Below are 24,457 nucleotides of genomic sequence, written 5' to 3'. Positions count from 1 at the left end.
GATAACCCTGATAGCTGGCAACCTCCCTTTCCTGTTTGTAATACCTTGACGTTTCGGCAACTGATTTAAATATGCGCTTTCAAGTAACAACCTTCCGGCTTTCACAGCGAAAAAATTGTTGCAAAAGCAGCAGACTGAGCCGGCCGGCAAAAACTTGTCCTTATTCCCCAAGCTGTTTGGAACAAAGTGCCTTCACTCTTTGCATTGCTGGCTTCACCTTCGCGGAAAGTGCAAATCATGTTTTGATCGCAAGCCCTCAAAACCTTGAACGCTACCTTGGCGGACCCATGCGTTACAACTTGCAATGGGATCTCAAGCTCAAGCGCAATACGAGCGGCTGCGAGCATTGCCTCCTGTTGGTAGTGCTCAATCTCTTGTGGCGATCTTTTAGGGCGAACGCGAGCGGTATCACCGTGCCGCCGAGCACAGATTTCCTCTGGATCATCTTGTAGGAATAGGATCGACTGCATGTTCATCTCAGCGAAGACTGATGCAGGTATCATCTGGAGGCCGAGTCCGGCATCCACAACCGTATGCCCATCTAGCACAACCAATCCTTCATACCCGGCGGTGCAACGGTGAAATGCCCGGACAAGGAGTCGTTGGTTTTCCAAGACTGCACCGGTTCGCAACTCCTCTGAAGTTTGAACCCGCTGCTCGACTAGTGCCAGTTCCTCTTTAATCAGTTTGCTGGCCTCTAGGTGCATAAATGGCGTCGCAACCATCGCCGTCTGCAAAAAAGTCGATTTTCCGACACCAGAAACGCCAACGAATGCGATAGTCATCACAACATCTCAAAACCAAGATCCAGCCGTTGCAAGAGAGCTTCCAGTGGGCCGCGGTTAATCTGAAAAATCGCTTGGCTCGGGTGTTTTTGCATCACCCCAATTTCCTGAAGCTCAGACAGATTGACCGGTACGTCGAAATATCCCACAAGCAGGAAATTGATGACCTTGACCGGCCTATCTGCTCTCGCCCCCCACGTTTCGAGTTGCGCCTCGCTATAGACAGATCGCCTCTGTGCGAGCTGCATCAACTCCTTTGTGGAGTGTGCCAACTCCATATGTTCGAAGACGCCGACCGCCGTGATGGCTTGAGAGGGTGGGCTATTGGACTTTCCCTTATAAAAGAATAGCAATGCCCCTGGCGGCTCCAAATTGGCTGCAGAGCGACTAAGATAGACTTTACGGATAGTGTTGCCGGGGCGACTCGGACCACCGGACAGGCCAACATGCTCAAACATGTCCGCCTGCCTGACGTCTTTCAGATCAGGAAAAAGCTCATCATGATAAGCTTCTTGAATAGGTATCCCGAATGCTCGCACAAATGGTTCAGTGGAAAATCTCGGATAGTTCGTCCGTTGGACATCGAAAACCACTTCGCCTTCGGGAACGATCAACTTGTCTGAAGAGAAGGCTTTCTCATAAACTAACTCCCCGTCGCCGCGCTCTACCGTTTGCTGAAATCCGTAGTATTCGAGCAGTTCAATGAGCGCGCCCTGCTTGGGAAAAGTCGTTAGGTAAGCGACATCGTAGCCGTTGCTCTGAGCGAACCAGAGCACTTGTTTGAGCAGCAACTCGCCAAGTTTAATTCCCCTGTTCTCCGGGCCAACTTTGAAAGTGCAAATCTTGAGAATCTTATCGCCAGGAAGGGTCGCATCGGTGTCCGCGCGGGTTTCTTCTTTTCGGATCAGGATACCGGCGATCCCGTCGCCACTACGTCGGGTTACGATCCAGCACTTCCGAAATTGCTCTACGCATTTCTTCCACCATGCATCAAACGGCGGATAGTCAGCGCGCAGGCTTTCGAAGATCGGGTCATCAGGAGGGATCGTATGTGCCTCCACTTCCTCAATATACCGGATTGGCACATCGATCGGCTCATAAAGCGACTTTAACAGTGAGGCCGCATCGGCCACAAAAAGCAGACGGTCGGATAGCTCAGGAGCGTGCTTGCGCGCGCGTTCGTGCAGCTTTCGATCTTCTGTTACTAGGAAGTCAGCAATATCTAGGCTGAGGGCATGAAGAAGCGTCGCGTCAACGACATCGTTCGGCTTACGTAGATCGCCAAACTTTGCGGCAAGATCAGTTTCGGTCAGTCCGCGCACCTTTGACAGGGGTGCAAACTTCTCAAATTTGCTGAGCGAAATCCGTCGCCGGCTTGCATCCTTGTCCCGGGCAATGTCATCCTTCGCAGCTTCATGCACAAAGATTTTGACGCCATGTTTTGACGCGAGCTGGAGGAATTGCGAGAAATTCGGATCTATCTCACGGTCATCTTCGAGGCCAATGAATACGTTTGTATCAATGAGGTAGCGAGGTTGGCTCATTCTCTAAAGCTTTTCGCAATAATGGATTCGCGTATACAAACGATTGTGGAGGTGCAAACTCAAATCGGTCCCGCAACTCTTCCAAACCGATTGCGCGCGGCAATTGGCGGACGTTCCCAAGCCGGATAACGACACCTTCATCTAGACCTGAAAAATAAGCATCAAAATCTTCACGCTCAATGCATGCTACTGGGGAATATCTTTCCCACATTTCGCCTAAGCCAATCTTTTCTACGCCGAGAATACTGGCTGTTCCTGTCAACGCACGGGTTGGGCTGGTTGAATAGATGTAGGCGAGTGTGCCTCTTGGAACCTTGACAGGGAAACGCCGTCGAAGCTCAACTGTTTTCGAGCCCTCCAAAATCGGGGCTGAGTATTGAGGTTTAATACTCAGAACGACATCGCGGCTGGGTTTGAACGGCTCTTCTTCAAAGATAGGAAAAAGGAGTTGATCATCATGCGAATCCTCGACGTCGAGAGCTTCGCGAATTCGAAAAATTACAGGAGACGATTTGTCAAAACTTGCTCCGATCCTAAGTTTGGCTCCGAGGCCCGACACAAATTTTTGGAGCATCGCAACACCGATATCGTCTCGATTTTCCAAGCGCGATATCGTCGACCTGCTGAGTCCCGTTTTTATGGCCAGTTCAGCTTGTGTTATCCCGGCAAACTCACGAAGCTCACGCAGCCTGCGACCAAGCGAAACTCTGGGTTCTTTGCCGGAAATCGCCTTAGTTTCAATAATTTTTCCTGAAAGCCTTTTCACTGCTGTGCCCTTTTTTCGAAAAGGGTAGCATCCACTAGATATAGCTAACAAGCCCTAAGTGAACTCTATACCTGCATTCTGTCAGTAGCGGGATACCAATAAAACACCGACGGGTGTACTACATCTGATACCAATGCCTGCTGTTGGTCGAGTTCTAAAGTTTTACGCCTGCAGCGAAGATCTGTTTTCCGCCAATTTCCATAATCTAGTCCGGTCAACACAATCTAATGACGAAGGCAGGCTGCGATTTCTAACAGTACCGGCTTACTTGTTTGGACGGAAGCGAGCATGCTCCGATCCCCGAAACCATTTCATGCAAAGTTCGCCGTTAAAAAGTTCCCTAAATCATCTTCTCCAAGCGGCCAAATTTCACGGAGATTATTCGCGAACTGCTTCCTCATGCCGGCTTACTTTCTCGCATCAACAGCCCGAAAATACTGCACGCAAGTTGTCTTTGAGCCGCCCCGCGCCTTTCCCCTTACCAATGTAGAAAGCCACGGCTGGGTTACTTATTGGTTCCTTCAGAGCGTAGACGTAAATTCTTTACTCATATGCTCCTCTTGAACGGATGCACTTGAATAGATTTTTCCAACTTGAATGAGAATACGAAGCCTGCGCCAGCCAAGATCGCCCATTTAATTTACGGCTTGATCAACCCTGCCTCGATTACCTTTTCAATATGCGAAAGGATATTGTCGTCGAAGGCCACACCGAAATTTCGATTGAAAATCTCTGATATGCTAAGGGCTACGTCAGATTTGCTTGGATGCCCCCAGTAATTTCCCCCTGAAAGCCCACGCACTCGTTTTACTGCCATACTGTGAGGCTTGAACTTCGACGTGTCTCCTTGGCTGGGGACCGTTACGAACGAATAGGAGAACTCCTTAAAGTGCCGGGGCGAGTATCCGTTTCGTCCAACGCGCACCGAATGTTCGGCGAAACCCGTTGCCCTGTACACCATGTCCCACAGCATCGGGATCTGTGCATTGTCGTTCCAGTTAGTTTTACATTGGATAATGCCTACGGTTGTATCCCTCGCATTCTTGGCGACAACGTCCCCGACGAACGCCGGCGAATAAACTCCTCCGAAAACTCCAGACGGAAACACCACTGCTACGAGGTCAGACTCGGTGTTTGTTTGGGCGTTGCCGTAAACGATGCAAGTTGCGTCAAGTACTGCTGGTGGGACTAGCTCCTTAACAGGACGCATCACGACCCCGCGGCTTCCAGCCATTACAGTGTTCATATACCAGCAAACCAGACACTCCCAGGCAATCCCACCACCCGATAAGGACGACTGAGCCCTTCCTCCTTGGCCGGTTGTTCGGAAGATATTAGCGAGGTGGTTACCAAGCTCGAATATGCCGCGTGCGTCCGTCATATCGGCGGTAAGCCTATCGATCTCGAGCTTCCAAGTTGGCCACGCATCCGCAAACGACTTGACTGTAAACAACTGTAAAATGATATCACGGCGATAACGCTCGACGATGCTTCCTTTGTCCATATTCACCCTCGCAATGGAGCCCCCACCTTCCCACCTCGCAGATTAATCGCGAAATTACAACGCGATAGGACAGCGCAGGAAAGACAATGTGGGCTCTTAGCTCGACAAACAGTAGCGGCGAAATCCAGCATCGCCCAATTCACGCTAACTGGATCAGAGCAGTTGACCAACCAGTGCGCCGCTTCCTGCAGCCAAGGGTCATGGCGGATGTCTGCGAGCTTGCGGGGACGTAAGAACCGCTCTAGCACCCTCGCCATGTTCACGTCCACGAGGGGGCTCGGGACACCGTGTTGAAAAAGCAGTATGGCATTGGCGACGTATTGCCCCACGGCCGGCACTTTGGCCAAGTGGCAACGCTTTGACGGAAACTGGCCATCGCGCTCCGCGGCGTAGTTGGCCAAAGCATTTACAGAGACTGCGCGCCTCCTCCATAGACCGATCGGCTTCATGGCGTCTTCGAGTTCTTGGATGGGCGCTTCGGCCAGGTCTTCCCAACCGGGATACTTGTCGAAAAAGGCGCCGTAGAAATTCGCCACTGTTTCCGCGCGCGTGCGTTGCAAGAGGACCTCGACGCAGATTTTTTCATAGTCGCTTGCATCAGACGATCTCCAAGGAAAATCTCGCCCGTTATTCGCGAACCAGTTGAGCAACGTGGTACGCAAACGCGATATCCTTGCCTTTTCAGACCTAGTCAACTCGCCCATTCGGAATTGCCCCTAGCTTTGGAAACACCACATTGTTAGTGCTCGTGCAATACCCTGTAATGCGTCGATTTTTCCTCCAGAATAGATGTACGTCCAAGCCGTGCACCTAGGCATCCCAACACGAGAGCTAGTGGAATGCCGCGTCGAGCACCTTCTTGAAATGCCGTCCAACACGCTCAGCGAGTCCGACCGGAACCGCGTTACCGATCTGCGTGTACTTTGGCACCTCTCGGTCGAAAATGCCTTCGCGGGGATTGCCTGCTCGACGAAGCCCGCCTGTCGTTCGCTTCCCCGCGAAACGGTACCAGTCGGGAAAGAGCTGAAGACGTGCCCATTCTCGCACCGTCAAGATGCGCGGTTGCGAGTAGTGAACGTAATCGTCGGGTAACGAGGTGGCCGTGATATTTGGTTCCTGGTTGCCCCAACTCGGCTTCAACAGGCGTTGAGAAAACTTCTTGGTGCGCCATTCTTCAGGAATTTCACCCGCGTTTTTAATCATGTAGTCGAATTTCCGGACCACGCCCGGCTTATGCTTGGAATACTCTTGCTCGGTCAGGCGAACACGCTTTCCCTCGTACCAGTGGGGCGCTGCGCGAAGATTTTTTTGGAGCAAAGTGCGCGCAGGTCTCGGGTAAGACTTTGTTTCAAAGATTCCGCGCTCGAAGCTCCCATTGCGCAGAACATCGGAGACATTTTCATCAACTAGATCGCCTAGTAGGTCTTTTAAATCGGGAAACTCGCCCGGGCTCCCGGTTGGTAGGAAGCCACAAGCAACGGCGTCTTCCGGGTCTGCATTGGGGTCAAGAAAGTCACAAGCTTCCAGTACATCGCGGCGAATGCCAACGAGCAACACCCGCGGTCGGTTTTGCGGAACGCCATAGTCCTTGGCGTAAACGAGAGACCAACGCACCTCGTAGCCGGGGATTGCTCGAAATTCGTCCTTAACGTCTGGGAAAATTCGCTCGCCCCCGTCCCTGGTCCACTTGGAAGTCAGGAGGCCGCGGACGTTCTCAAAAAGGAAGACACGTGGCCGCATCCGCCGAATGACACTCGCCATTCGCTGATAAAGCTGGTTCGACGGCAAGTCTTTCTTGTCCACCGAGTAGGACCGCCGGATCCCGATTCCAGAATAGCCTTGGCAAGGTGGGCCGCCGGTCAACACATCGAGGTTGCTCCCGCCACCGCTTGTCTTGGATGCCGTGTCAAAAGCCAGATCAACTCCAGGAACCTGGGAAAGGTCGCTGACCAGTTGCTCCAATCGCTTTCCCTTTAACTCGTGCGCGTCGTTGCAATGAAGCGCGTCGTTCTCAGAGAACTTCAATCCACCAAGCGAATGGTGACGGTTCATCAAGTAAGTCGCCTGTGCGTCCTGGTTCAGCTCGTTGACAAATACCGGTGTAAAACCGGCGTTTTCAAAGCCGAGAGACAAGCCACCGCAACCGGCGAACAGGTCGATCATGTTGTACTGGCGCAGCACTACCTCTCCCCGAGAAGCGTCCGCGGAAGTAGGATTTTCGTTTACGTCTCTAGCTAGGGTTTCCTGAAACATCTATCGCCCGGCCAATTTTTCTGGTTTACGAAAACAGCTAGCATATCTGGAGTGAACTGTCCAGGCAATTACAACATGTTGGGACCAAATCGAATGCTCGTTTGCCTGCCTCCAAGTTTGAACGGTGTTCTAGCTACCTAGGATTTCGACAAAATCAGGGAACTTCCCCGCCGCCTCAAGGACTTGGGAGCCGAACCGCCCCCCGGGATCTGAGAGCTGGATAACGAGGGTGTCGATCGGACGTGTCAATGCGATTAACCCCCACCGCCAAGCCTCTCCGATGGCTGCCTTCTCAAGGTCAACGAATCCCTCTTCTTCCGAAGAATCGAGACCGCAAGACATCTTGTTCTCGAAAACCTCAGCGAGAAAACGGTCAAACCCGTCTAGCACGACAGTCCATCCCTCTAGACCTCGGCACGAGGCGTATTGCACGAGCCGTACCTGGCCTGGGCTGCGCGGAAAATCTGAGCGCGCCATCGGATCGACGCCATCCCAGTGTTCTTTCCCTCTAGCCGCCATTTCCCGGCCAACTAGGCTCGTGCGCCGACCCTGGCCATCGACTACGCCATCCGGAGGAACGCAGATCAACATGTCGACGCAATCGTTCCCATCTGCCTTGAGGTCCTCGACGAGCCTGTCGTGCAACGTCGTCGCTTCCGCGTAAGGCTTGTCCAAGATGACCACCCTTCCGCCCCCGGCGGCTGGGTTAGGTTCGACGTCCCAAGCGCTTCCCGTCTCCCGCGCGATCTCGGAAACGAACAACGAAAGGTTGCGCTTGAGGCGCAGGCATTTTTCCAGGGGCAAAGTGCTTCGCTTGTCTCGAGACAATCCCGCGCGCCAGTTTGCGCGGGTACCTCTAACGAGTTGGTCAACACCGTCCGCGACGCAGAGCCGCTTCGGGTCGTAAAGCGCTTTTAGCAGGGCTGTTTCTCCACTTGGCCAATCTTGCCCCTCGTCGACGAACACGTGGTCGAAATCAAAGAAATCTGGATCGCCGTAGATGATTTTTTCGATGTCTTCCCGGGTGACCGCACCACCCTCGATGAGCTCAAGCGCCTCGGCGCAAAGCTCGGGATAGGTTGTGAAGTCTAGTGGACCTTCACCAAGAAGCCCGAGCTTGGAAAACCACGTGTACAAGAAGGACATCACCGTTCCCACGCGAATGCCTCCCGCTTCCACTGAAGACGGGATATTGGCAAGCGACATGAGGCGGCGCATATCGGCAGCAAGGGCATGGTTGTAGGTCAACACTAGCGTTCGCTTGCCCTCCGAACGAAAAAGCTTCCATGCTGACTGCAGGAGCAAAACCGTTTTACCTGTGCCGGCGAAGCCTCTTAGGAAAACTGTCCCGTCGCCCAGGGTCTCGAGTATACCATCGATGGCCGGGTTTTTCGCGGCTAAGCGATCCATTCGCTCGCGGTCGAGTCGGGTTGGGATCGCGTGCTTAAAGATTGGTGCAGCCAGTACTTTCTCGATCGTTTCCTTGTCACCGGCTGAAAGCAGCCCCTGCCCCCGGCGCTCCAAGAGTGGCGACGAAGAAGCGATCGCGCTCATTAACTGGTGACCGTTGAAGCTTCCGGCCACCGCGCTAGGCGCGGAGATCGAACCAAGGCTTGGAAAGACCATGCAGCGACGCGCGAAAACGTCGACGTGCATGTCTGACAAGTAGGTCTTTAGGGCATGCATTTGCTTGACGTTCTGGTCCGTTACACTCTTCCACTGAAGCGGACCTCCTCTCGAGTACTTGACCTCTACCTGGTCATCAACGGCGCGAACCCCGCGGTCATCATGGTCCTTGACCTCTATCGCGACCACGAAACTTTCAACCATGATCGGGCGTGTGTTTAGCTTGTTCCCCGAGGTTCCCCGGATAACGCGCAATGGCTTGAACATGCGTGGCTTGGCAAAGCGGCCAACCAAGACGATGTCGATGTCTTGCACCTGGTAACCCGAGAGCTTGGTGCTGACCGCTATACGGATATCGTCGACCTCCCTAGGCGTTCCCGTTACACCCGGCCATGTTGCTTCCAGTGCATTTCGTACAAGTACCGCGGCCTGGTACTCGCTCGATCCCTCTGCGCCGATGATCGTGATCATTGGGCCTCCAACATCTTGACGATGTAGGTTTGCGGGTGGTGCGCAAAATCCCGGATATCCACGAATTCGACCCTGAGACCCGCGCCATGGTTGGCCTCGAGCAATAGTTTCGCATTCTTCTGGGCGTCCTGGGCCAGGCCTTCACGCAGATGCCAAAGGGGATGCGACAAGACAAGCGATAGCCGGCCACCGCCAGTGACCGCGACCAGGCCGTCGGCATGCTCCACCTGGACACTTCCCTCGTGGTGATTGCACAGGTCTGCGAACCTCTGTCCAATTTCCTGGGCATTCCCAAGCCAACGCGACGTGTCGAGGGGGTCGCCCAAGACCAGCTCGGCAACATCAAGGGCCAGTCGCCAATCAAGCGAAGCATGAAGGAACCGGTTATTATAGTTGCGCAAGCAATCTGGGCAACTTCGGTCACAGTCCGCGTGGGTTGGGTCGTGCCAGTTTTTCTTTACGTCCTCGTAATGGGTCCTGATTAACCCGCGAAGGCGATCGGCGTCACAGATATGCCGGCTGTAGCCCGCTCCGTTTTCAAGTGCATCTGCCACGTAGAGTTGCCGGGTTACACAGCTATCCATTCGCCATTTCTGCGTCCCGACCCTTAGCTCTGCCGGGTCCACGTCCAATTCTCGCGCCGCGGCAACCTTTAAGAACTCGCCGAAAGAGGTCACGGCGGCATCGGCGGCCTTTTGTCCCTCGACATCCAGCACGCCGTTGTACCCCACCCCGGGCAGGTTCTCGAGCAGCATCGTCATAACGTCGGTCTTGAACACCGCTCCAATTGCGCCCTCCGCCTCTGGATCGCCGTCTAGCTCGGGATGCGGCTGGCGATCCCGGTAAAGGTGTTCGTCGTTCACGATCATTGCGTTGAACTTTCTGCGGAACTTGAAAAATTCCCCGCCGTTATCGTTGACCAGCGCGATCGGCTCGTCGGACGCGAGTGCGACACGCGCCGGACCAAGGGAAAACCCCTCTTCGTAATTTGGCTTGAAAGCCAGGACCGGGGGAGAAAGCGACGGCCCTCTTTGGCGCTGGCCATCGTAGTCTCGGGGCTGGCCCGGGGTCGTGATGAAACCCTTCGGCTGGTAGAGATCGAACTTCATCGCGAACTGGCTGCACACCTCGCAAGTCTCCTCGATACCCTGCATGATATGGCTGCAATCGGGATCGCTACACTTGGAGAACTCGAGGCTCGGCCCAAGCGGGTCGGGATCGCTTTCAACCCGACCACGAAACTCCCGAAGCAGCTCGAACCCGCATGCCGTGTAGATCCGCTTGTCCTTCGGGATTTCAGAACCGGGCGAGAACGCCCAAACGGCGTGGTCGAGTGCCCGGTCGCTTAACACCATGTCGTCTAGGCGCGCGTCGCGCTTGAACTTGAAGAGGTTCCTACTTTGCGTCGGGAACCCAAACATCGGCAGAACCCCGGCGGTAGCGAGGCGCTCACTGAGCTCGACCTGGATGTAGCGGCCATCCGAAACAACGTTCGAAACGTGATCCGCCAATTCGTTACGGCAGTAACTTGCAATCTGGACGGGCTGTCCCTCCGCGAGTGGCGCAAGGTAACACAGCGAGTCCACGACCGTGTCGACGCCGGGATCTACCGCGAGCCAAGTTGAGATGTTGGCCTTGTAGACGGTTTCCCACTCAGCGGCCTTGCCAAACGCGCCGTGCGTGCTTGCCGAGCCAACTGGGGGTTCATCCAGTGATGAAAAGGCACGCCGAAGGCATTCCGCCGCCGCCACGCGCTTCACGATCTCTGGCCGGGAAAGGTCAAGGTAAGGTTGAGGCGGGACATCCCCCGTGATCCGCTCCGGGTTACCGTAGTAAAAATCGTCGTGCGAACCGCCGCGGCAAATCGTAAGCGCATAGGAAAAACTCTGCCCCATGCGCCCGGCACGACCGACCCGCTGCTGGTAGTTGAACCTCTGCGGTGGCATGTTTGCCATCATCACGAGTTCCAACGACCCAATGTCAACGCCAACTTCCATCGTCGTGGTGACGCTCAACGTGTCGATTCCGTGTACCGGCTCCAACTCGTCCTCTAGGAAAGCCTTCTTAAATAACCGCTGCCTGCGTCGTTGCTCGGAGAGTGGTTTCGTCTGCCCGGTGAGCTCTTCGACGTTGAGCCTGTGGGCAGGTTCTTCCGATAACCAACGGTAGTAGTCGTCTTCCGGTTCCGAGATCGGCTCGAACCCCGAGGTCGTGCAGTTCACAGAGGTGCATACCTTGAGTGCCACGTTGGCAGAGACCCTCGAACATTTTTTGCAACGATGCAGCCCGTCACGGATGGGCACCAGCTCTAGCTTTAGGCTCGAGTAGCGTCCGACCTGTATGACCCAGTTCTCGTTTATGACCCCCTCGTCGCGCAACAAGGCCCCGATGATCTCACCGAGATCCGACGCGTCGCGACTTAGGGTGGGGGCAACTTTTTCAACGTAGCGTCTAACCCCTGTCGGCATGTTGGTCGAAGACTGGCTGCTGCCCCCTCCCTGGTAAAGCCTTGCTTGACCAAGCAACCGCACCACGTTTGCCAGCAAGTCGCGCGCGTTGCCATCAGGCATTCCCAACCTTGTTGAATGGTCACCAATTGGACAGGCAAAAGCGAGGCCCAGGGATTCCAAGTCGCGCCCGCCGGCATCAAACAGCGCTGCCGCGATGAGCGAGGACAATGTTTCCCGGATCTGCTGTCTTCCCTCGTTCTCAACGCTGGGGTCAAGCCGGGTCACCGGGCTGGGCCGGGTTTGATCAAAGTAGCGCCACCACGGCTCGTTACCGATTTTCTGCTTGGATGCATCGGTGCCCGCCGGGTTTTCGCCAAGCGCCAAGAGATCGTTCAGTACGCCAGAAACAAGCGTGCTCCAGGAAATTCCCCGGGCATTAACCACGCCCCGCTCGAACGTTTCGACCAGTGCGTCTTGTTCCGGGTTAGACATGGACATCGATTGCATCAGCAACGCGGTTTGCAGCTCGGTGCCTTGCGCCTTGATGGCCGCCGCTATCTCGGTTTCGCGCTCGTCGAGGGTCTCTCCCTTCTGGACTTTCGCAGCGACTTCCCTCGCAGCCTCGATCGAGAAGCTGGCACCGGGTTTCAAGGCGCGAAACACCAATTGTCGCAAGAGCGAACGGAAGTGGTTTAGCTCCAGGCCCGCGGCGACATCGGCGGCGTCGTCGCGGCTGTCGGTGAAGGCAATCATCTGGGCGGTGCGCTCGGGGGTTCCAAGCTTGGTGGAAGCGCGATCGGCAATCACCTGGGTGGTCACGTTCAGACCCGTCCGGAGGCCCCGGATCGGGCTGTTTACCCTGCTCCCCGAAAAAAAGGCCTTCAGGATCCGTTGCTGGCTCTTTTTCGACTCGCAGGCCGGGCACTTCTCTGGCAGCGCGGGGGCATTCACGTCGCCGGAACAGGTAAACATGGTGCCCGTGGGCGTGTCGCCATGCTGGGCCTTCTCCAGTAGCCCGTAAAGCGGGTCGTACTTGGCCGAGGCGAATCCGAAGGTCTTTTGCTTCTTCGTGGTCGGTTCGGTGTGTTGCCAAGTCAGGGCAACCCCACCCGGCACTTGTTTCCCGGGCCAGTACCACCGGAACTTGGAATGTGGTCGCTCGTTGACAAGCCCGGGCACGTTGCTCGAAAGGTCCGTGGGGCCAGATTCCAAGAAAACCTGCCCATCCTCGGTACCCTCCGCTCGAGGGGTCACGTAGCCCCCAAGGTAGGCCTCCCCACAGTCGTAGCAATAAAGGAGTTCAAGAACCTGCCCGCCGCACCCGCACTTGATCGCCGGATGCTTGAACATCTTACCGACCTGGCGTTCCGGGTCACGGTAGGCGTCGTCGACCTGGTCACATTCCGGGTTTGAACAGGCCCACATTCCTTGGATTTGGCGCAGGAACATGTGGGAGCGAAACGACGGGTAAGGTTTTTTGAACGAAGGGGAGTCCTCGCGCGCTGCCGCGTGAAGGATGGCTTGGAATACGGTTTCGCTTCCACCCTCGCCGAGCAGGCTACGCTTAATGGCGCCCAACCGCGCCGGCACGATCGCGCCGTCATCTTCCCTTTTGCCTGCCTCGCGGCAAGCGGCCCCGAGGGTTTCGCGGGGAGAGATTGCACCGATGATCTCGTCGAGTGCTTCCTCGTTTCCGGCGATCGCTTCCTGTGCGAACGGGGCGATTTTTTCTCCGTCGACCGGTAACGCTGCCTCCGGCACACGCGGTTCGCCGGGAAAAACCTCGAACGTGTTTCGATCAACACCAAAGAATTGCTCTAGGTATTCCTTGCCTTCCTCGCCATCCAAGGACGCGCTTGTCCCGAGGCAACGCAATTGCGGGGATCCCGGCTCCAGTCCCAGTCGCATGAGCAGGTTGCGGATAACCAGCGCGACCTCGGTTCCCGCCGTGCCCCGGTAACCGTGCAACTCGTCTACCACCAGTGAAAAGTGGTTGTCCTTCGACGCTGCAAGCCAGTCGCGGGTTTGCTGGAAAAGGCGCGCCTCGTGCTCGCGCATCAGCATCACGTTCAGCATCGAGACGTTGGTGATCATGATATCTGGCGGCGCATCGATCATGTCCCAACGGGTCAGCATCTCCCCGCAAGAAGGGTCTTGAAACTGGCCACGGATCTCTTCGTCGCGATCTGCAAGCCGGGCCGCCTCGGCCTCGATTTGCTTGATGTCGCGGGCCGCGTCCTTCACGATCCGCCGGCCCTTCGCGTCTAGGTGCCCGCTGGGGTCAAATGTCCCCCCCGGCGTCGCCCCGGTGTATCGACCAAAGAAAAACATAGGCGCGCCGTGAATATCGCGCGCGCGTGTCGCGGCGCGACGCAAGCGGGATACCTGGTCTTCCACCAACGCGTTTGTCGGGTAAAGCAAGAGCGCTCGAAGCGCAGGTTGAGGACCGTTCTCGATCCTCGAACGGCTTCCATGCCAGGCATCCGTGGTACCCCAACTCTCGTTCCACCACTTGTGTAGGTCGCCACTGCCAACGTTACCCAATCGCTCCCGGAGAAGCCGTGCGATGACGGGGACAAGGAAACTTTCCGTTTTGCCCGAACCGGTGCCCGAGGTGACGACGACGTTGCGTTTCTCGGCCGTGTTCGGTGCCAGCGAGGTCTCGAGGGATTGCGCCTGGTGCTTGCGCAAGTCGAAGTTACCCCCGAAGACCACGTGGCCAAGATGCTCGGCGACCGCTGGTGGAAGACCTGCCGCGGAGCAAGCCTCGGCAACCGGCACCTCGGAGGGATAAGCCAGAACGGCCTCGAGGAGAATCTCCTGGGCGGTCAGGCCCGGTTCGTCGAGCAAGTCGCGCCGTTCACGCATGAGGTATTCATCACGCAGCCAAAACGCACTGTCGTAGTACTTGTGGTAGGCATCCTGGATGTACTCGAGAACCTCTCCCGGTGTCGCTTTACCCAATGTTCTCGTCCTTCCCGTACATTCTGCTCAATATGTTTGTTGCAACCCGTGGATCTACGCGTTCGTAAACGACCCGCCCGCCCTCCATGGCCGGCAGAGACCCGCTCGAGGCGACAAGCGCACGCGCAAAGAGCCAGGGTGGCTCGGTCCCGAGTGCGGCAGTGAACCTCCCGGTTGACATGTCATACCCGTGCAACCAGTTTCCCTCGGCCCGGGCTGCAAGCGTCTTGGCCACTTGGTGGCCCACTTGCCTTGTCGCGCCATCGGCGTCTTGGAAAACGTACCTGGTCCCGTGAAGACCGAGCTTGTACGCTCCCACCCCGTCCATGCGCTCGACCCTACTCCAGCGCGCCCGTTGGGTGTCAAACTTGGCAAGGCCTTCAACCTGTTCAACGTGGATTGGTGCCCCCTGGTTAAACACGTCTGAGAAAGAAGGTGCGTTTCGGGAAATCGTCAACGCCAGTCCGCGCGATACCGCGACCGCTCTGCCATGCGCGTCTTCCAAGTTTTCGAGTAGAGCCTCGAGATCCAGGCCTTCCAAGCCTGTCCACCGGTGAACCGTTACTTGGTTCGACGCCCTGCACGGCGCGTAGACCACGCCCTCGACGGACAGTGCATTTTCCACCGCTTCAAGGAGATTGCTTGACTGGAAACCAGAAAGGTAACCGCTGCCATCCGTTCCAACTACAATCGCGGGCGGTGACACCGACCATTCGCCCCCGGCCGACAGTAGGCGACCGTTCATATCGAGATGTCCGAGTGAAAAAAGTTCACCCGCCAAGGAACTTGCAAACCAGGGCTCGGAAGACACGCTTGCCGCGAGTCTTTGGAACGCGGGCCATGACCCGTGCCCAAGGTAGCAAAGCCCATCAAGAACGGTATCAGGTGAAATGCCCGCGTGAACCAATTCGGCGCTTGGTCCATGTTCACTGCCCTGTTTCGCGGCGCGGCGAGCCGGGGTGAATACCTGGTTCTGCGCCATTTTCTTGGCATTTCCCTTGGCAACTTGCCGGGTTCGCGAAAGGGCCTTTACCTGGCAATTCTTGCATTCTGCCATCTTGGCATCGTAGACATCATCATCTTTTTCGAAGGGTTCGTAGACCCAGTGGTGGTACCCCCGGATAACGCAACTCTCGCTGGCCTGGACGGCCGCGTCACTGGAGTGACACCATTCCGGGTTGTCCGTCTCTTCCAGGGCGCCCTCGGGTACTTCGACGGTGATCCTTGCATCACCCGGGGTGGACCCGTGTGGACCGTCGATCACCGCGCCGCGCAGGACGCACCCCTCGAGGCACGCCTGTTCGGGACCGTGTGTGGCCACGGGTTCAAGCGCGAACCCGGTTCCAAGGATTTCGTGTGAAAGCAGCTTTGTCCCAAGCGGGCGTGGAACATCCGCGGAGCGTAAAGAAAAAGATGTTTCCGCGAGCTCCGTTGACTTGTTCTTGACGACTGCCCGGAGATTCGTGCCAGCTTCCACGCAAGACCCGGTGAGACTTGCTTCCATGAAGTCACCAGCGGCGTCTTCCCTCGCGATCACCTCGTCCTTCTTGCCAAATTGCTCGCGAATGATTTCCAGTGCCGAGCCGGGCTTTTCGGAGGTGGCCTGGATCATGGGTGGCGCGGCAACGTGCCAAGTGCCGTGACCAAGTTTCAGGCCTTCCACGCAAGAAATTGCCGCGGCGCTCGCGATTGGGCTCAACGCGTGGAAATTGTCATGCGCGTTATCAACTGCCCTGACGATCTCGACGCCGCGAATTATGCACCAACCTTCTGGAATACCGGCCATGTCGGAGGATCTCAGCACCGTGTGGCCTGGCCGCGCACACTTGGACAGGTGTCCCTCTACCCTTTCCAGCCATGCCTCGTGGCACAAGATCGCGTGCTCCTCGAAAAGGCTGACCCGGGACACCTCCCGGAATACTGGCCCGTCCGGCGCCCGCGCCAGGGCCACGATTGGCTTGGCGATGTAGCCGTAGGTGGTGCCGCTATCGACCCCGATGAATGAACGGGGCTTCAACAAGAGCATATCGATGTTGATCGAGCCCACTGGGCCAAGGAACTGAAGACCCGGCTCCATGCCATCCTCGAGAAAAAGGTGCTCTTGCCCCGTGTTGGAGGACCCGGGTTCCTCGAGGGCCTCGGCGTGACCACCCCTTGAAACCGCCAAGGACAGCCGTGCCCGTTTCCTAGGGAATCCGGTGAAGCCGACTTGCCACAGCAAGCGAGCCTTTCGAGGCCCCGCGCACGTGGCACCTGCCGTGCTTTCCCACGTTTCGAAAGCATCGAGCGCCGCGGAAACAACCCGGGGCCTTAGATCGCTTGATTGCCATAGTTTTCTGAGCCAAACAGTTGGCCCCGTGGCGCCGTTCGATGTCATCCAGTCATGAACAAGCAGCGCCATTTCGGCATCCGGCACGGGTTCCCCCGGCACCAGGTCGTACTTCTCGAAAAGCCCGGTGAACCTCTTCCTGTCCGCATCCCTCACAAGAGCTTGCGACAACCCGAAACTCGCGTATTTCCAGTGGCCGATCACCGCACGCGCGGTCGGTCTGCCCAGCTGGAAATCGTTCTCGGCAAGCCACATGTTCAGGGCTCGCCAAAACTGTCGCGTTGACTTGGCATATTGACGAAGCTTTTGCTGGGAGGTCGGATCCTTTACGCCGAGAAGTTCGAACAACCTATCCGAGTAGTTGTTCGGAGAAAAATTTTCATCGGCGCCCATTCTCTCCGCGGCAATCGATAACGCACAAAGCAACGCCGTGAACGGGGGCGGATCGCGGCGACCGTGGAGGCTCCATTCCATCAACCAACGTGCCTGGTCGATATAGGGATCTCCCTTGTCGAACCTGAGCGACCGCGCCGCGGTCAAACCAATGAAGTCACAAAGTTCGTCCTGTTCAACACCAAGAACCTCGGCGATTTGCTCCTCGGCTTCCCCTTCGAGATCCAGGTACACCGGGAGCATTTCGAAACGGCCCTGGAAGAAAAAATCATTTAACGCGTTGTTTACAGACTTGTATTCTTGGTCTTCCATTCGTGTTCTTTGTAATTCTGCCCCCCGTTTCTTAGCCCGGGCGGCGAGATCTGAAGTTTCATTTTGCAACCGTAGAAATAAAAATTCCTGAATGTAAACCCATTCCGAGAGACTTTCCCGACCCTAGCCTCGTCATTGTTCCTGGAACTTGATTTCGATCAACTAGGCACCTAACACCCCGCTAGCAGCCCGGCCACGATTGTGACCGTTGGACCTCGAGGGTATAGGCTCATGGCAGTCTTCACCTGGTGGTATTTCGGGGCAATCATAGGTGGAACCGCTCGGGTCCCTCTGGCCTCCGCCGCGCTGCCGGGGGGTGCGCTGAGCCCCGGTTCCCCAGAGTTTTTGGGGAATGTCAGTAACACAGACCTATTTCTGGGGGATTTCCCCCGTAGGTTGCCGAAAGACGCTCTCAGGACCCCAAAATCACTGGAACAGGGTGGAACGGGGTGGAACAGGGGGGTGTTCCAGCAGATGTTATTATATTCCAATGATTTAACGCCTAGTGGAACGGGTGGAACAGGGTAAAGGGGTTTTTGGAGTAGGATTCTGAGGGAAGCGGATTCTAGGGGCCTACGGCCATCACACGATACGATATAGGGGGTGTAGAGGCCGTGTGACCGCCGGGGCGCTATAAGGGAGGGCCAAACCCCGTTCCGGGTGTTCCACCCTGAAAAACATGTTTTGATTCAGTGAGTTAACCCGATTCAGGGGGGGGGTGTTCCACCACCGTTCCACCCTGTTCCACCAAAACGTCCCCCACAGCGATCCCCCACAGCGCAATAAAAAAGCCCCCGTGTGGGGGCCTCGCCTTATGGTTGTAGGATTTGGGTTGCTCTGGGGGTAATCCCTCCACCCACGGGGACCCCGGGGTGAGTTTTCGATACCTGTAGTGCCCCTCACGGGTGGTGTCGATCTCCTGCTGGTAGGCTCTCCCGATGACCGTGCAGTTCACCCACTCGGCTCCCGGGGGATTGTTCATATCAGGTCCTCAAAGTCGTGGGTGAATCCATTCAGCGCGCTCTGGGAATCCCCGGTGTGCTTCAAATCATCGACGGGGCGATACCCTTTCCAGATGTGGTCGGGGTCCGTGTTTGGTAACAAAATCCAGCGTGACTTGATCCCGGCAGACCGGCAGTTCGACGTCGTGAAGCCGCGCTTAAGAAGCTCGGCCTTGGCCTTGTTCCATGCAACCTGTTGTGTTGGGTTGGTGAAGGCCCCTTCCCGAAGCCCTAGCGCCCCTACGGCGGCCTGTTGCTGCGTGAAGCCAACGCGGACGACCATGTCGTGATCTCCGTCGCTACCGATGTCGTTGACCTCGGCCCCCATCGAGATCAGCAGGTGTCGTTTGACTATAGGCTTCTCGGCCCATTCGACGATGTCGTCTACCCACTCTTCCCACATTTCCTTCTGCCGAGCCTCTTCCTGAACGCCCATGGCGATCTCCAAGGCCTCTCCGGTCAGGGTCAGGGGCAGGTCGCCATGCGGATACTGCTCGCGCATCTGGTCGTGCTCAAACACGGCCTGAGCCCACAGCTGGTCCCGTTCGCGCAGGATCGCGGCAAAGTCGATCATTTGCTCGCCGCAGCTGATCATCCAGTAGGAGCGGTTGCCCGTGGCGTCGCGCAGGACCTGATCGTCGTTGGTCGTGCCCCAGACCACGCACTGGCGCGGCAGAACAGAGACGGTGCGGTCGTAGCTCATCCGCACGTCGTCATGCTGGCGACGAAGGAATGCCTTGCTGTGGTTGTGATCGGACTTGGTGAAGGCCGATAGCTCTGGAATCTCCGTGCCCCACTTGCCGCTGATCTGCTCGGCCACGGCCTTGCGGTCGGCCAGGTCGCAATCGAGTTCGCCGAAGTAATCTTCGCCGTACAAGAGCTTGATCGTGGTCGATTTACCGATGCCCTGCCCGCCCTGGAGGATGCAGGCGTAGTCGAACTTGCACCCGGGCTTCTCGATCCGGGCCACGGACGCGATCATCATCATTCGCATCACCATGGCCGTGTAGTCGTTCTGCTCGGCCCCCAGATGGCGGCTGAAGAAGGTGCTGATGCGATCATTGCCGTCCCAGCCGTTCTTGCGGTGGTTATCCAGCATTTCGCGGATGGGGTGGAAGCTATTGCGCCGGGCGGCCAGCTTGACGGCACCGACGAGGTTCCGGTCGGAGACCTGCGTCCCGTAGCCGGGCAGCCCCGGGCCTGCTGGACCCTCGATAATGGCCCGGATGACGATGTCGTTGATGTCCGACCAGTTTGTGCCCCGTTCCTTGTCTTGGCACTTCAGGGACGGGATTCGGCTGTTCCGGGTGGCGATGTCGGACAACAGCACCACTTGGTTGGAGAACTCGTTGAACGCGATCTTCCGCCACAGGCGGCTGTCGTTGCCGATGATGATGGCGATGTTGGTGATCGTGGCCTTGATGTTGCCGTTGGTGTCCAGTTCCAGTTCGCCCGCGATCCAGTCCTTCGGGGGCTTCACTGCACGGAGCCGCTGGTAGCGATCCGGGCCGTGGTCAATGACGGAACGGACGGGAACACCCAGCAGTTCGTCGATCTCTTCGTCGTCGGCTTCTGCGACTTTCTGGCGCTCTTCGACCGTCACGTGGTCGAAACCCAGCAAATCGATTGCGGCCTCGCCTTCTACCCAGTCCATGTCGTCTGCATCGTCGAGCATGGCCGACATGTCGTAGCGGTCGAGACCCACCTGGCGCCTATACGGGCCGAGATCCTTGGCGTAGGCCACCATCTTCTTCCAGCTGTCGCGCTGGGCCATCGGCTTTTCCTGATCGTCGTCCTTGCCGTCGAACAGGTGCATCCGAACGAGGTCCCACGCATTGCAGAGCATGTCGCCTGCCGGGTCGGAGCCATGGTGGCTGAAGACGAACTTATCCTCGTAGACCACGGCCCCGTTCTGGCCGTGACCGGGGATGTAGGTCATCCGGCTGGCAGCCCCTTGCGCCCAGTCGTCGATCTCGTAGATACCGTCTAGCAACGGCAATTCACCACCCTTGCCCACGACCAGGTCAGTGATGGTATAGGCCCGGCAGAAATGTCCGACCGGACCTTTCTTCAGCAACGGGTCCTCTGCCTTCTCCGAGGCGTCCCGCGGCACGGCTTCGTCGCGGGTTCGGGGCAGGTTCGAGGGGTCGCAAGAGGGGCCGTTCAGCATCTCCCATTTTTCGACCAGACCGTCCACATCGAGCGGTTCGCCAGGATGCTCGAAATAGACGTAGTGCTGCTTCATATCCCGTGAAACGGTGGGCATAAACATCATCTGGGCGGGTCGGAAGCTGACCTTGTCGACGTGCTTCAGCCCCGGGTCGATCTGCTGGGCCAGTATTCGGCTGACAGCCTCGTATTCCTCGCGGGCCACCTTTCGATTGCACAGGATGCTCGTCCGCAATCTCGGCTTTTCAGGAGTGTGGCTACGGCTGCTGTGACCCATCTGCTCGACGCCCGGCAGGCGGTCGCCGGTGATCAGCCCTTGGGAAAACTCCGGGGGCAAGTGATCCCAGTCCAGCGTGATGAGGTAGCCGGGGAGAACCGAGTTTCGCTTGCGGTTCTGGCCCTTCTCGACGGGCGCGCGCATCTGCCAACCATTGGCCCCCTTGAGACGGAGCCGCTCAGCATCAGAAGCTTTCTTGAATTCGTGGAACTTTTCCTGTGTGACCAGGGGGTGCTTGAAACGTTTCTTGTAATCGCCCCATGTCTCGGTGACGTTCTCTGGTTTGCCCAGGTTGTTCCCTGATCCTAGGCTGAAGCTGATTTTCATGGAGTCATTCGACACGGAGTTTACTCCTGGCAGTACCGGCCAAGACCCGTGCAGCATCGGCACTTGGGCCCGTTGGGTTGATCGTATTTTTTTGGAACCTAGGCGGGCGAAAGATCGCCTAGGAGATCGTTGTGCGACTTGCCACGGCCATTGAAAACCGGGGCTCACGATGTTCACGTGTTGGCGGTGAACCTCCACGCCCACGTACGATCCTGAAGACTAGGTGTGCAGGCATGTTACCAATTGGCCCCCTCGCGCGCCGAGTGGCTGAACGCCCGCAGGCAGGTCCGGCCTGGGTTCAAATGTCAATACGCCGTTGATCTGCGCGCATTCCAAGATACCAAGGGTGGGAGGAAAAAGTTTTCCCGGTTTGAACGCTTCTTGACGCTTGGCCGACGCGAACTCCGACGAAGTGTACGAGGCACCGCGGTCCAACCCGGGTGCAACCAGGTGCTCGGGTCGGACAACCTTCAAAGCGTTGATGCCGTTTTCCACCAGTTGCATGTCACCAAGGCAACCGCGTTCAATAGGCAGGTCTTTGATCATTATCTCACTTTCAAAACACTTGGACTACTGAGCGGGGCTTGCCAAAGCAGCTTGCGCCCGGTCATTCACGAAACACTCCAACCAGGCTTCTGGCATTGCCGCGGCGCGCGTGGAAACCTTCAAGAACGGCGGGAAATCACCCTCCGCGATCATGGCGTAGACCGTTGAGCGGCCGAGGCCAGTGCGCTCGAAAACTTCTTGCGGCCGCAACAGGCGCCCGCTCGGCGGGCAATCGAGCCATGGCTTGGGATTGTTGGGAGTGTAGTTCATGGAAAGCCTCGCTTGTTGCTGCACCGGGGTGATGCAGGGCGATCCTAGAACGTCCATCGCGTGCGGTGATAAGGATTTTGCCGGACATTTTTTTCCGGTGGGTTCCCTAGTTCATACGTATTGAAAAACTCGGAACCGGAGCAGGTTGTAAGCGCAGCGATAGGCGTTCGCCTCGGGGCTTTCATTATCCAGTTCCGCTCCATGACTGTTTTTAATGTCACCGCGCGCCTTGATGAATGGCTCCAGTGCTCGCCGTAACGAGTCTCCGTGTGGCAACGAGACCGCCAGTGTCCCACCGTCGGGGCCGCCCAGCAACGCGGTAGCTCCTGGAACATTTGCAAACATTGTGGAAAACGCATCGTCCAACTCGACAGCGGCTTGCCGCACGAACGCGAGGGTCGGCCCGTCCCTTTCCCCTGCGTCGTAGTAGTAGGCTGTCGGTGCCGTCGCAAAACTCAGTTCATAGAGGGCAAGAAAGTACGGGTATAACTGGCTGCGGATGTAGTCGGCGCGGCGTTGCCTACCGGGGTTTTCCAACAGAAAGCCTATCTGCTGGCTTGCCTGCTCGACCGACTTTTCAGGAAGTTCGGGAACGCGGATCCCTTGAGCGCGAAGATCGCTCATGATCATGTCGTACTTTGCAATTGTCTTACGGGCGCTTTTCAGTTTTCCGCGGGCTTTCTTGTCTATCGGTGCAGTCATTCGAGCGATGGCAAATATGGCGGCATTGCACAGACCGTCTCGCACGTGCTCAACTGTCACGCCTGGCGCGAGCGTCTGCTCTGTAGCTTCGACCATTCTTTTCCCTGCCTCAATGGGCATCCAGCCACGGAGACCGAGTACCCGCGACGGGTTGCTGTCAGTCATTCGGGCGCACCAAGTCCCGGTAAGCATCGAGTTCGTCGGCCCACCACTGGGCCATCTCCACCCGCTCGTTCCAGTGTTCGCCGCGCGCGTAGGCCCGGCGCACGTCGTTACCGTCCACGTGCGCAAGGGCGCGTTCGATCGCGTCGGGGTTCCACTTGCCCGACTCGTTGGCCAGCGTGGAGAAGGTCGCGCGGAAGCCATGTGCCGTGACCGTGTCCTTGTCGAAACCCATGCGCCGAATGGCCTGGTTGAAAGTGTTCTCGGAGACCGGTTTCTGCCAGTTCCGCGTCGACGGGAAGAGCAGGCCGCTTTTTTGACGAAACCGCTCCAACTCTTGCAACCGTTCCAGCGCTTGTCGCGGCAGCGGCACGCGGTGCGGACGGCGCATCTTCATTCGCTCCGCCGGGATCCGCCACGTGGCTTCCCCGAGGTTGAATTCTTCCCAGCAAGCAAGGCGCAACTCGCCCGGCCGTTGGGCGAGGAGCGCCAGGAGTTGCAAGGCGATCGCGGTCTTGGGCTCGCCGGAATACCCGTCGATGGCAAGCATCAACACGCCGATTTCTTGCTTGTCGGTCAAGGCGGAACGGTGCTTCTTCCTCGGGCTGGCCAGGGCGCCCTTGAGGGCCTGCGTCGGGTCGGTCGTCGCGCGTCCCGTGGCGATCGCGTAGCGCAGGATCGCGCCGATGGTCGACCTGAGCCGCCCGGCGGTTTCGAACTTGCCTTCCGCCTCGACGACGCGGAGACAGGTAAGGATATCCTGCGCCTCAATCTCCTTCACTTCCATGTCCCCGAGGCGCGCGTCGGCCAGTGACACGATCCACTCCAGCTTCTTGAGCGTCTGCGCTGCCCGCCCCTCGCGTTCCAGCTTGTCCAGGTACTCCGCGGCCAGTTCCGAGAAAGAGATGCCTTTCTCGAGGAATACTTGGCGTTTCCTGCGCTTGCGTTCGGCAGCGGGATCGTACCCCTCGACGAGCAAAAGCCGCGCCTCGTCGCGTTTTTCCCGCGCGAGCTTGAGGCCGACGAGCGGGTAGCTTCCGAGCGCGAGGAGTTTTTCCTTCCCGTTGAACCGGTACTTGAAACGCCAAAGCCTTGATCCCGTTGGGTTTACCAGGAGGTAGAGGCCATGCGAGTCGCTTGCCTTGTAGGGCTTGTCCCGGGACTTGAGGTTACGGATGGCGACGTCGGAAAGGGGCACTGGCAAGATCCGGAATCGAATTGCACGTACCCTTTAATATACCCCCAAGTTTCCCGGCTGTCACCGGTTTTGGCCGGACTTCACTGGACTCGGAATCCAGTGGTTACAATTACTTGGACGTTACCGGACGTTTCTGGATTTTGAAGTGGTGCCCGGGGGCGGAATCGAACCACCGACACGAGGATTTTCAATCCGGCGCTAATTCAAGCAAACCAAATGCTTACAAAACCGGGGTGCGTCAAACCCCCGACGAAACATCAAAGACTTACCGCGAAAGTGTCAAACCAGCTGAGGCCGAACTGACAAACGAAAACCCCGGCGCGACGGCAATCGCAACCGGGGTTAAAGACGTTATGGAAGGCGTCTGTTCTTTCAGTGAACATATCGCGGCCTTCCCCATTTTGGCAA

14 protein-coding genes are annotated in these 24,457 nt (G+C 57.2%); all 14 read right to left on the bottom strand.

The window, feature by feature from the left end; all coding sequences use genetic code 11:
- Window positions 1–101: 101 nt before the first annotated feature.
- Window positions 102–785: an ATP-binding protein gene (locus ABLN94_RS14385; RefSeq protein ID WP_352993398.1), complete on the bottom strand. Its 684-nt coding sequence runs from the start codon at window positions 783–785 to the stop codon at window positions 102–104.
- Window positions 785–2,329 (bottom strand): hypothetical protein, encoded by a 1,545-nt coding sequence (locus ABLN94_RS14380; protein ID WP_352993396.1) that lies wholly within the window; start codon window positions 2,327–2,329, stop codon window positions 785–787. The genes ABLN94_RS14385 and ABLN94_RS14380 overlap by 1 nt, the downstream gene beginning before the upstream one ends.
- On the bottom strand, window positions 2,304–3,095 hold the full coding sequence (locus tag ABLN94_RS14375; protein WP_352993394.1) for a helix-turn-helix domain-containing protein: 792 nt from the start codon (window positions 3,093–3,095) through the stop codon (window positions 2,304–2,306). Before ABLN94_RS14375 ends, ABLN94_RS14380 begins: the two co-directional genes overlap by 26 nt.
- A gap of 640 nt (window positions 3,096–3,735) precedes the next feature.
- On the bottom strand, window positions 3,736–4,599 hold the full coding sequence (locus tag ABLN94_RS14370; protein WP_352993392.1) for a hypothetical protein: 864 nt from the start codon (window positions 4,597–4,599) through the stop codon (window positions 3,736–3,738).
- A gap of 2 nt (window positions 4,600–4,601) precedes the next feature.
- Complete coding sequence (locus ABLN94_RS14365) at window positions 4,602–5,303, bottom strand: hypothetical protein (protein ID WP_352993391.1); 702 nt, start codon at window positions 5,301–5,303, stop codon at window positions 4,602–4,604.
- Window positions 5,304–5,430: 127 nt separating this feature from the next.
- Complete coding sequence (locus ABLN94_RS14360; protein ID WP_352993389.1) at window positions 5,431–6,780, bottom strand: DNA cytosine methyltransferase; 1,350 nt, start codon at window positions 6,778–6,780, stop codon at window positions 5,431–5,433.
- Window positions 6,781–6,981: 201 nt separating this feature from the next.
- A complete protein-coding gene (locus tag ABLN94_RS14355; RefSeq protein WP_352993388.1) occupies window positions 6,982–8,949 on the bottom strand; it encodes a hypothetical protein in 1,968 nt (655 codons plus the stop codon).
- The gene (locus ABLN94_RS14350) at window positions 8,946–14,363 is read right to left on the bottom strand and encodes a DEAD/DEAH box helicase (protein WP_352993386.1); all 5,418 of its coding nucleotides are present in this window, start codon (window positions 14,361–14,363) and stop codon (window positions 8,946–8,948) included. Before ABLN94_RS14350 ends, ABLN94_RS14355 begins: the two co-directional genes overlap by 4 nt.
- Entirely contained in the window at window positions 14,356–17,397 is a 3,042-nt protein-coding gene (locus tag ABLN94_RS14345; protein WP_352993384.1) for a hypothetical protein, read from the bottom strand. The genes ABLN94_RS14350 and ABLN94_RS14345 overlap by 8 nt, the downstream gene beginning before the upstream one ends.
- A 978-nt stretch (window positions 17,398–18,375) precedes the next feature.
- Window positions 18,376–21,186, bottom strand: coding sequence for a virulence-associated E family protein (locus ABLN94_RS14340; RefSeq protein WP_352993382.1), 2,811 nt, complete (start codon window positions 21,184–21,186; stop codon window positions 18,376–18,378).
- 204 nt (window positions 21,187–21,390) lie between these two features.
- Window positions 21,391–21,717 carry a hypothetical protein gene (locus ABLN94_RS14335; RefSeq protein ID WP_352993380.1) on the bottom strand — a complete coding sequence of 109 codons (327 nt, stop codon included), beginning with the start codon at window positions 21,715–21,717 and terminating at the stop codon, window positions 21,391–21,393.
- A 24-nt stretch (window positions 21,718–21,741) separates the two neighbouring features.
- A complete protein-coding gene (locus tag ABLN94_RS14330; protein WP_352993378.1) occupies window positions 21,742–21,987 on the bottom strand; it encodes a helix-turn-helix transcriptional regulator in 246 nt (81 codons plus the stop codon).
- Window positions 21,988–22,098: 111 nt separating this feature from the next.
- On the bottom strand, window positions 22,099–22,854 hold the full coding sequence (locus tag ABLN94_RS14325) for a hypothetical protein (protein ID WP_352993377.1): 756 nt from the start codon (window positions 22,852–22,854) through the stop codon (window positions 22,099–22,101).
- Window positions 22,847–24,049: a tyrosine-type recombinase/integrase gene (locus ABLN94_RS14320; RefSeq protein ID WP_352993375.1), complete on the bottom strand. Its 1,203-nt coding sequence runs from the start codon at window positions 24,047–24,049 to the stop codon at window positions 22,847–22,849. The genes ABLN94_RS14325 and ABLN94_RS14320 overlap by 8 nt, the downstream gene beginning before the upstream one ends.
- Between the last annotated feature and the right edge of the window lie 408 nt (window positions 24,050–24,457).

The sequence above is a fragment of the Ruegeria sp. SCP11 genome, assembly GCF_040329455.1.
Lineage (GTDB): Bacteria > Pseudomonadota > Alphaproteobacteria > Rhodobacterales > Rhodobacteraceae > Ruegeria > Ruegeria atlantica_E.
The sequence above is the reverse complement of the archived record's forward strand: the minus strand, read 5'-3'. Positions and strand labels throughout refer to the sequence as shown.

Coding starts and splice junctions, on each gene's coding strand:
- ABLN94_RS14370 (WP_352993392.1), bottom strand. CDS start 4,599: ATGGACAAAGGAAGCATCGTCGAGCGTTATCGCCGTGATATCATTTTA.
- ABLN94_RS14325 (WP_352993377.1), bottom strand. CDS start 22,854: ATGACTGACAGCAACCCGTCGCGGGTACTCGGTCTCCGTGGCTGGATG.
- ABLN94_RS14330 (WP_352993378.1), bottom strand. CDS start 21,987: ATGAACTACACTCCCAACAATCCCAAGCCATGGCTCGATTGCCCGCCG.
- ABLN94_RS14385 (WP_352993398.1), bottom strand. CDS start 785: ATGACTATCGCATTCGTTGGCGTTTCTGGTGTCGGAAAATCGACTTTT.
- ABLN94_RS14335 (WP_352993380.1), bottom strand. CDS start 21,717: ATGATCAAAGACCTGCCTATTGAACGCGGTTGCCTTGGTGACATGCAA.
- ABLN94_RS14345 (WP_352993384.1), bottom strand. CDS start 17,397: ATGGAAGACCAAGAATACAAGTCTGTAAACAACGCGTTAAATGATTTT.
- ABLN94_RS14365 (WP_352993391.1), bottom strand. CDS start 5,303: ATGGGCGAGTTGACTAGGTCTGAAAAGGCAAGGATATCGCGTTTGCGT.
- ABLN94_RS14380 (WP_352993396.1), bottom strand. CDS start 2,329: ATGAGCCAACCTCGCTACCTCATTGATACAAACGTATTCATTGGCCTC.
- ABLN94_RS14355 (WP_352993388.1), bottom strand. CDS start 8,949: ATGATCACGATCATCGGCGCAGAGGGATCGAGCGAGTACCAGGCCGCG.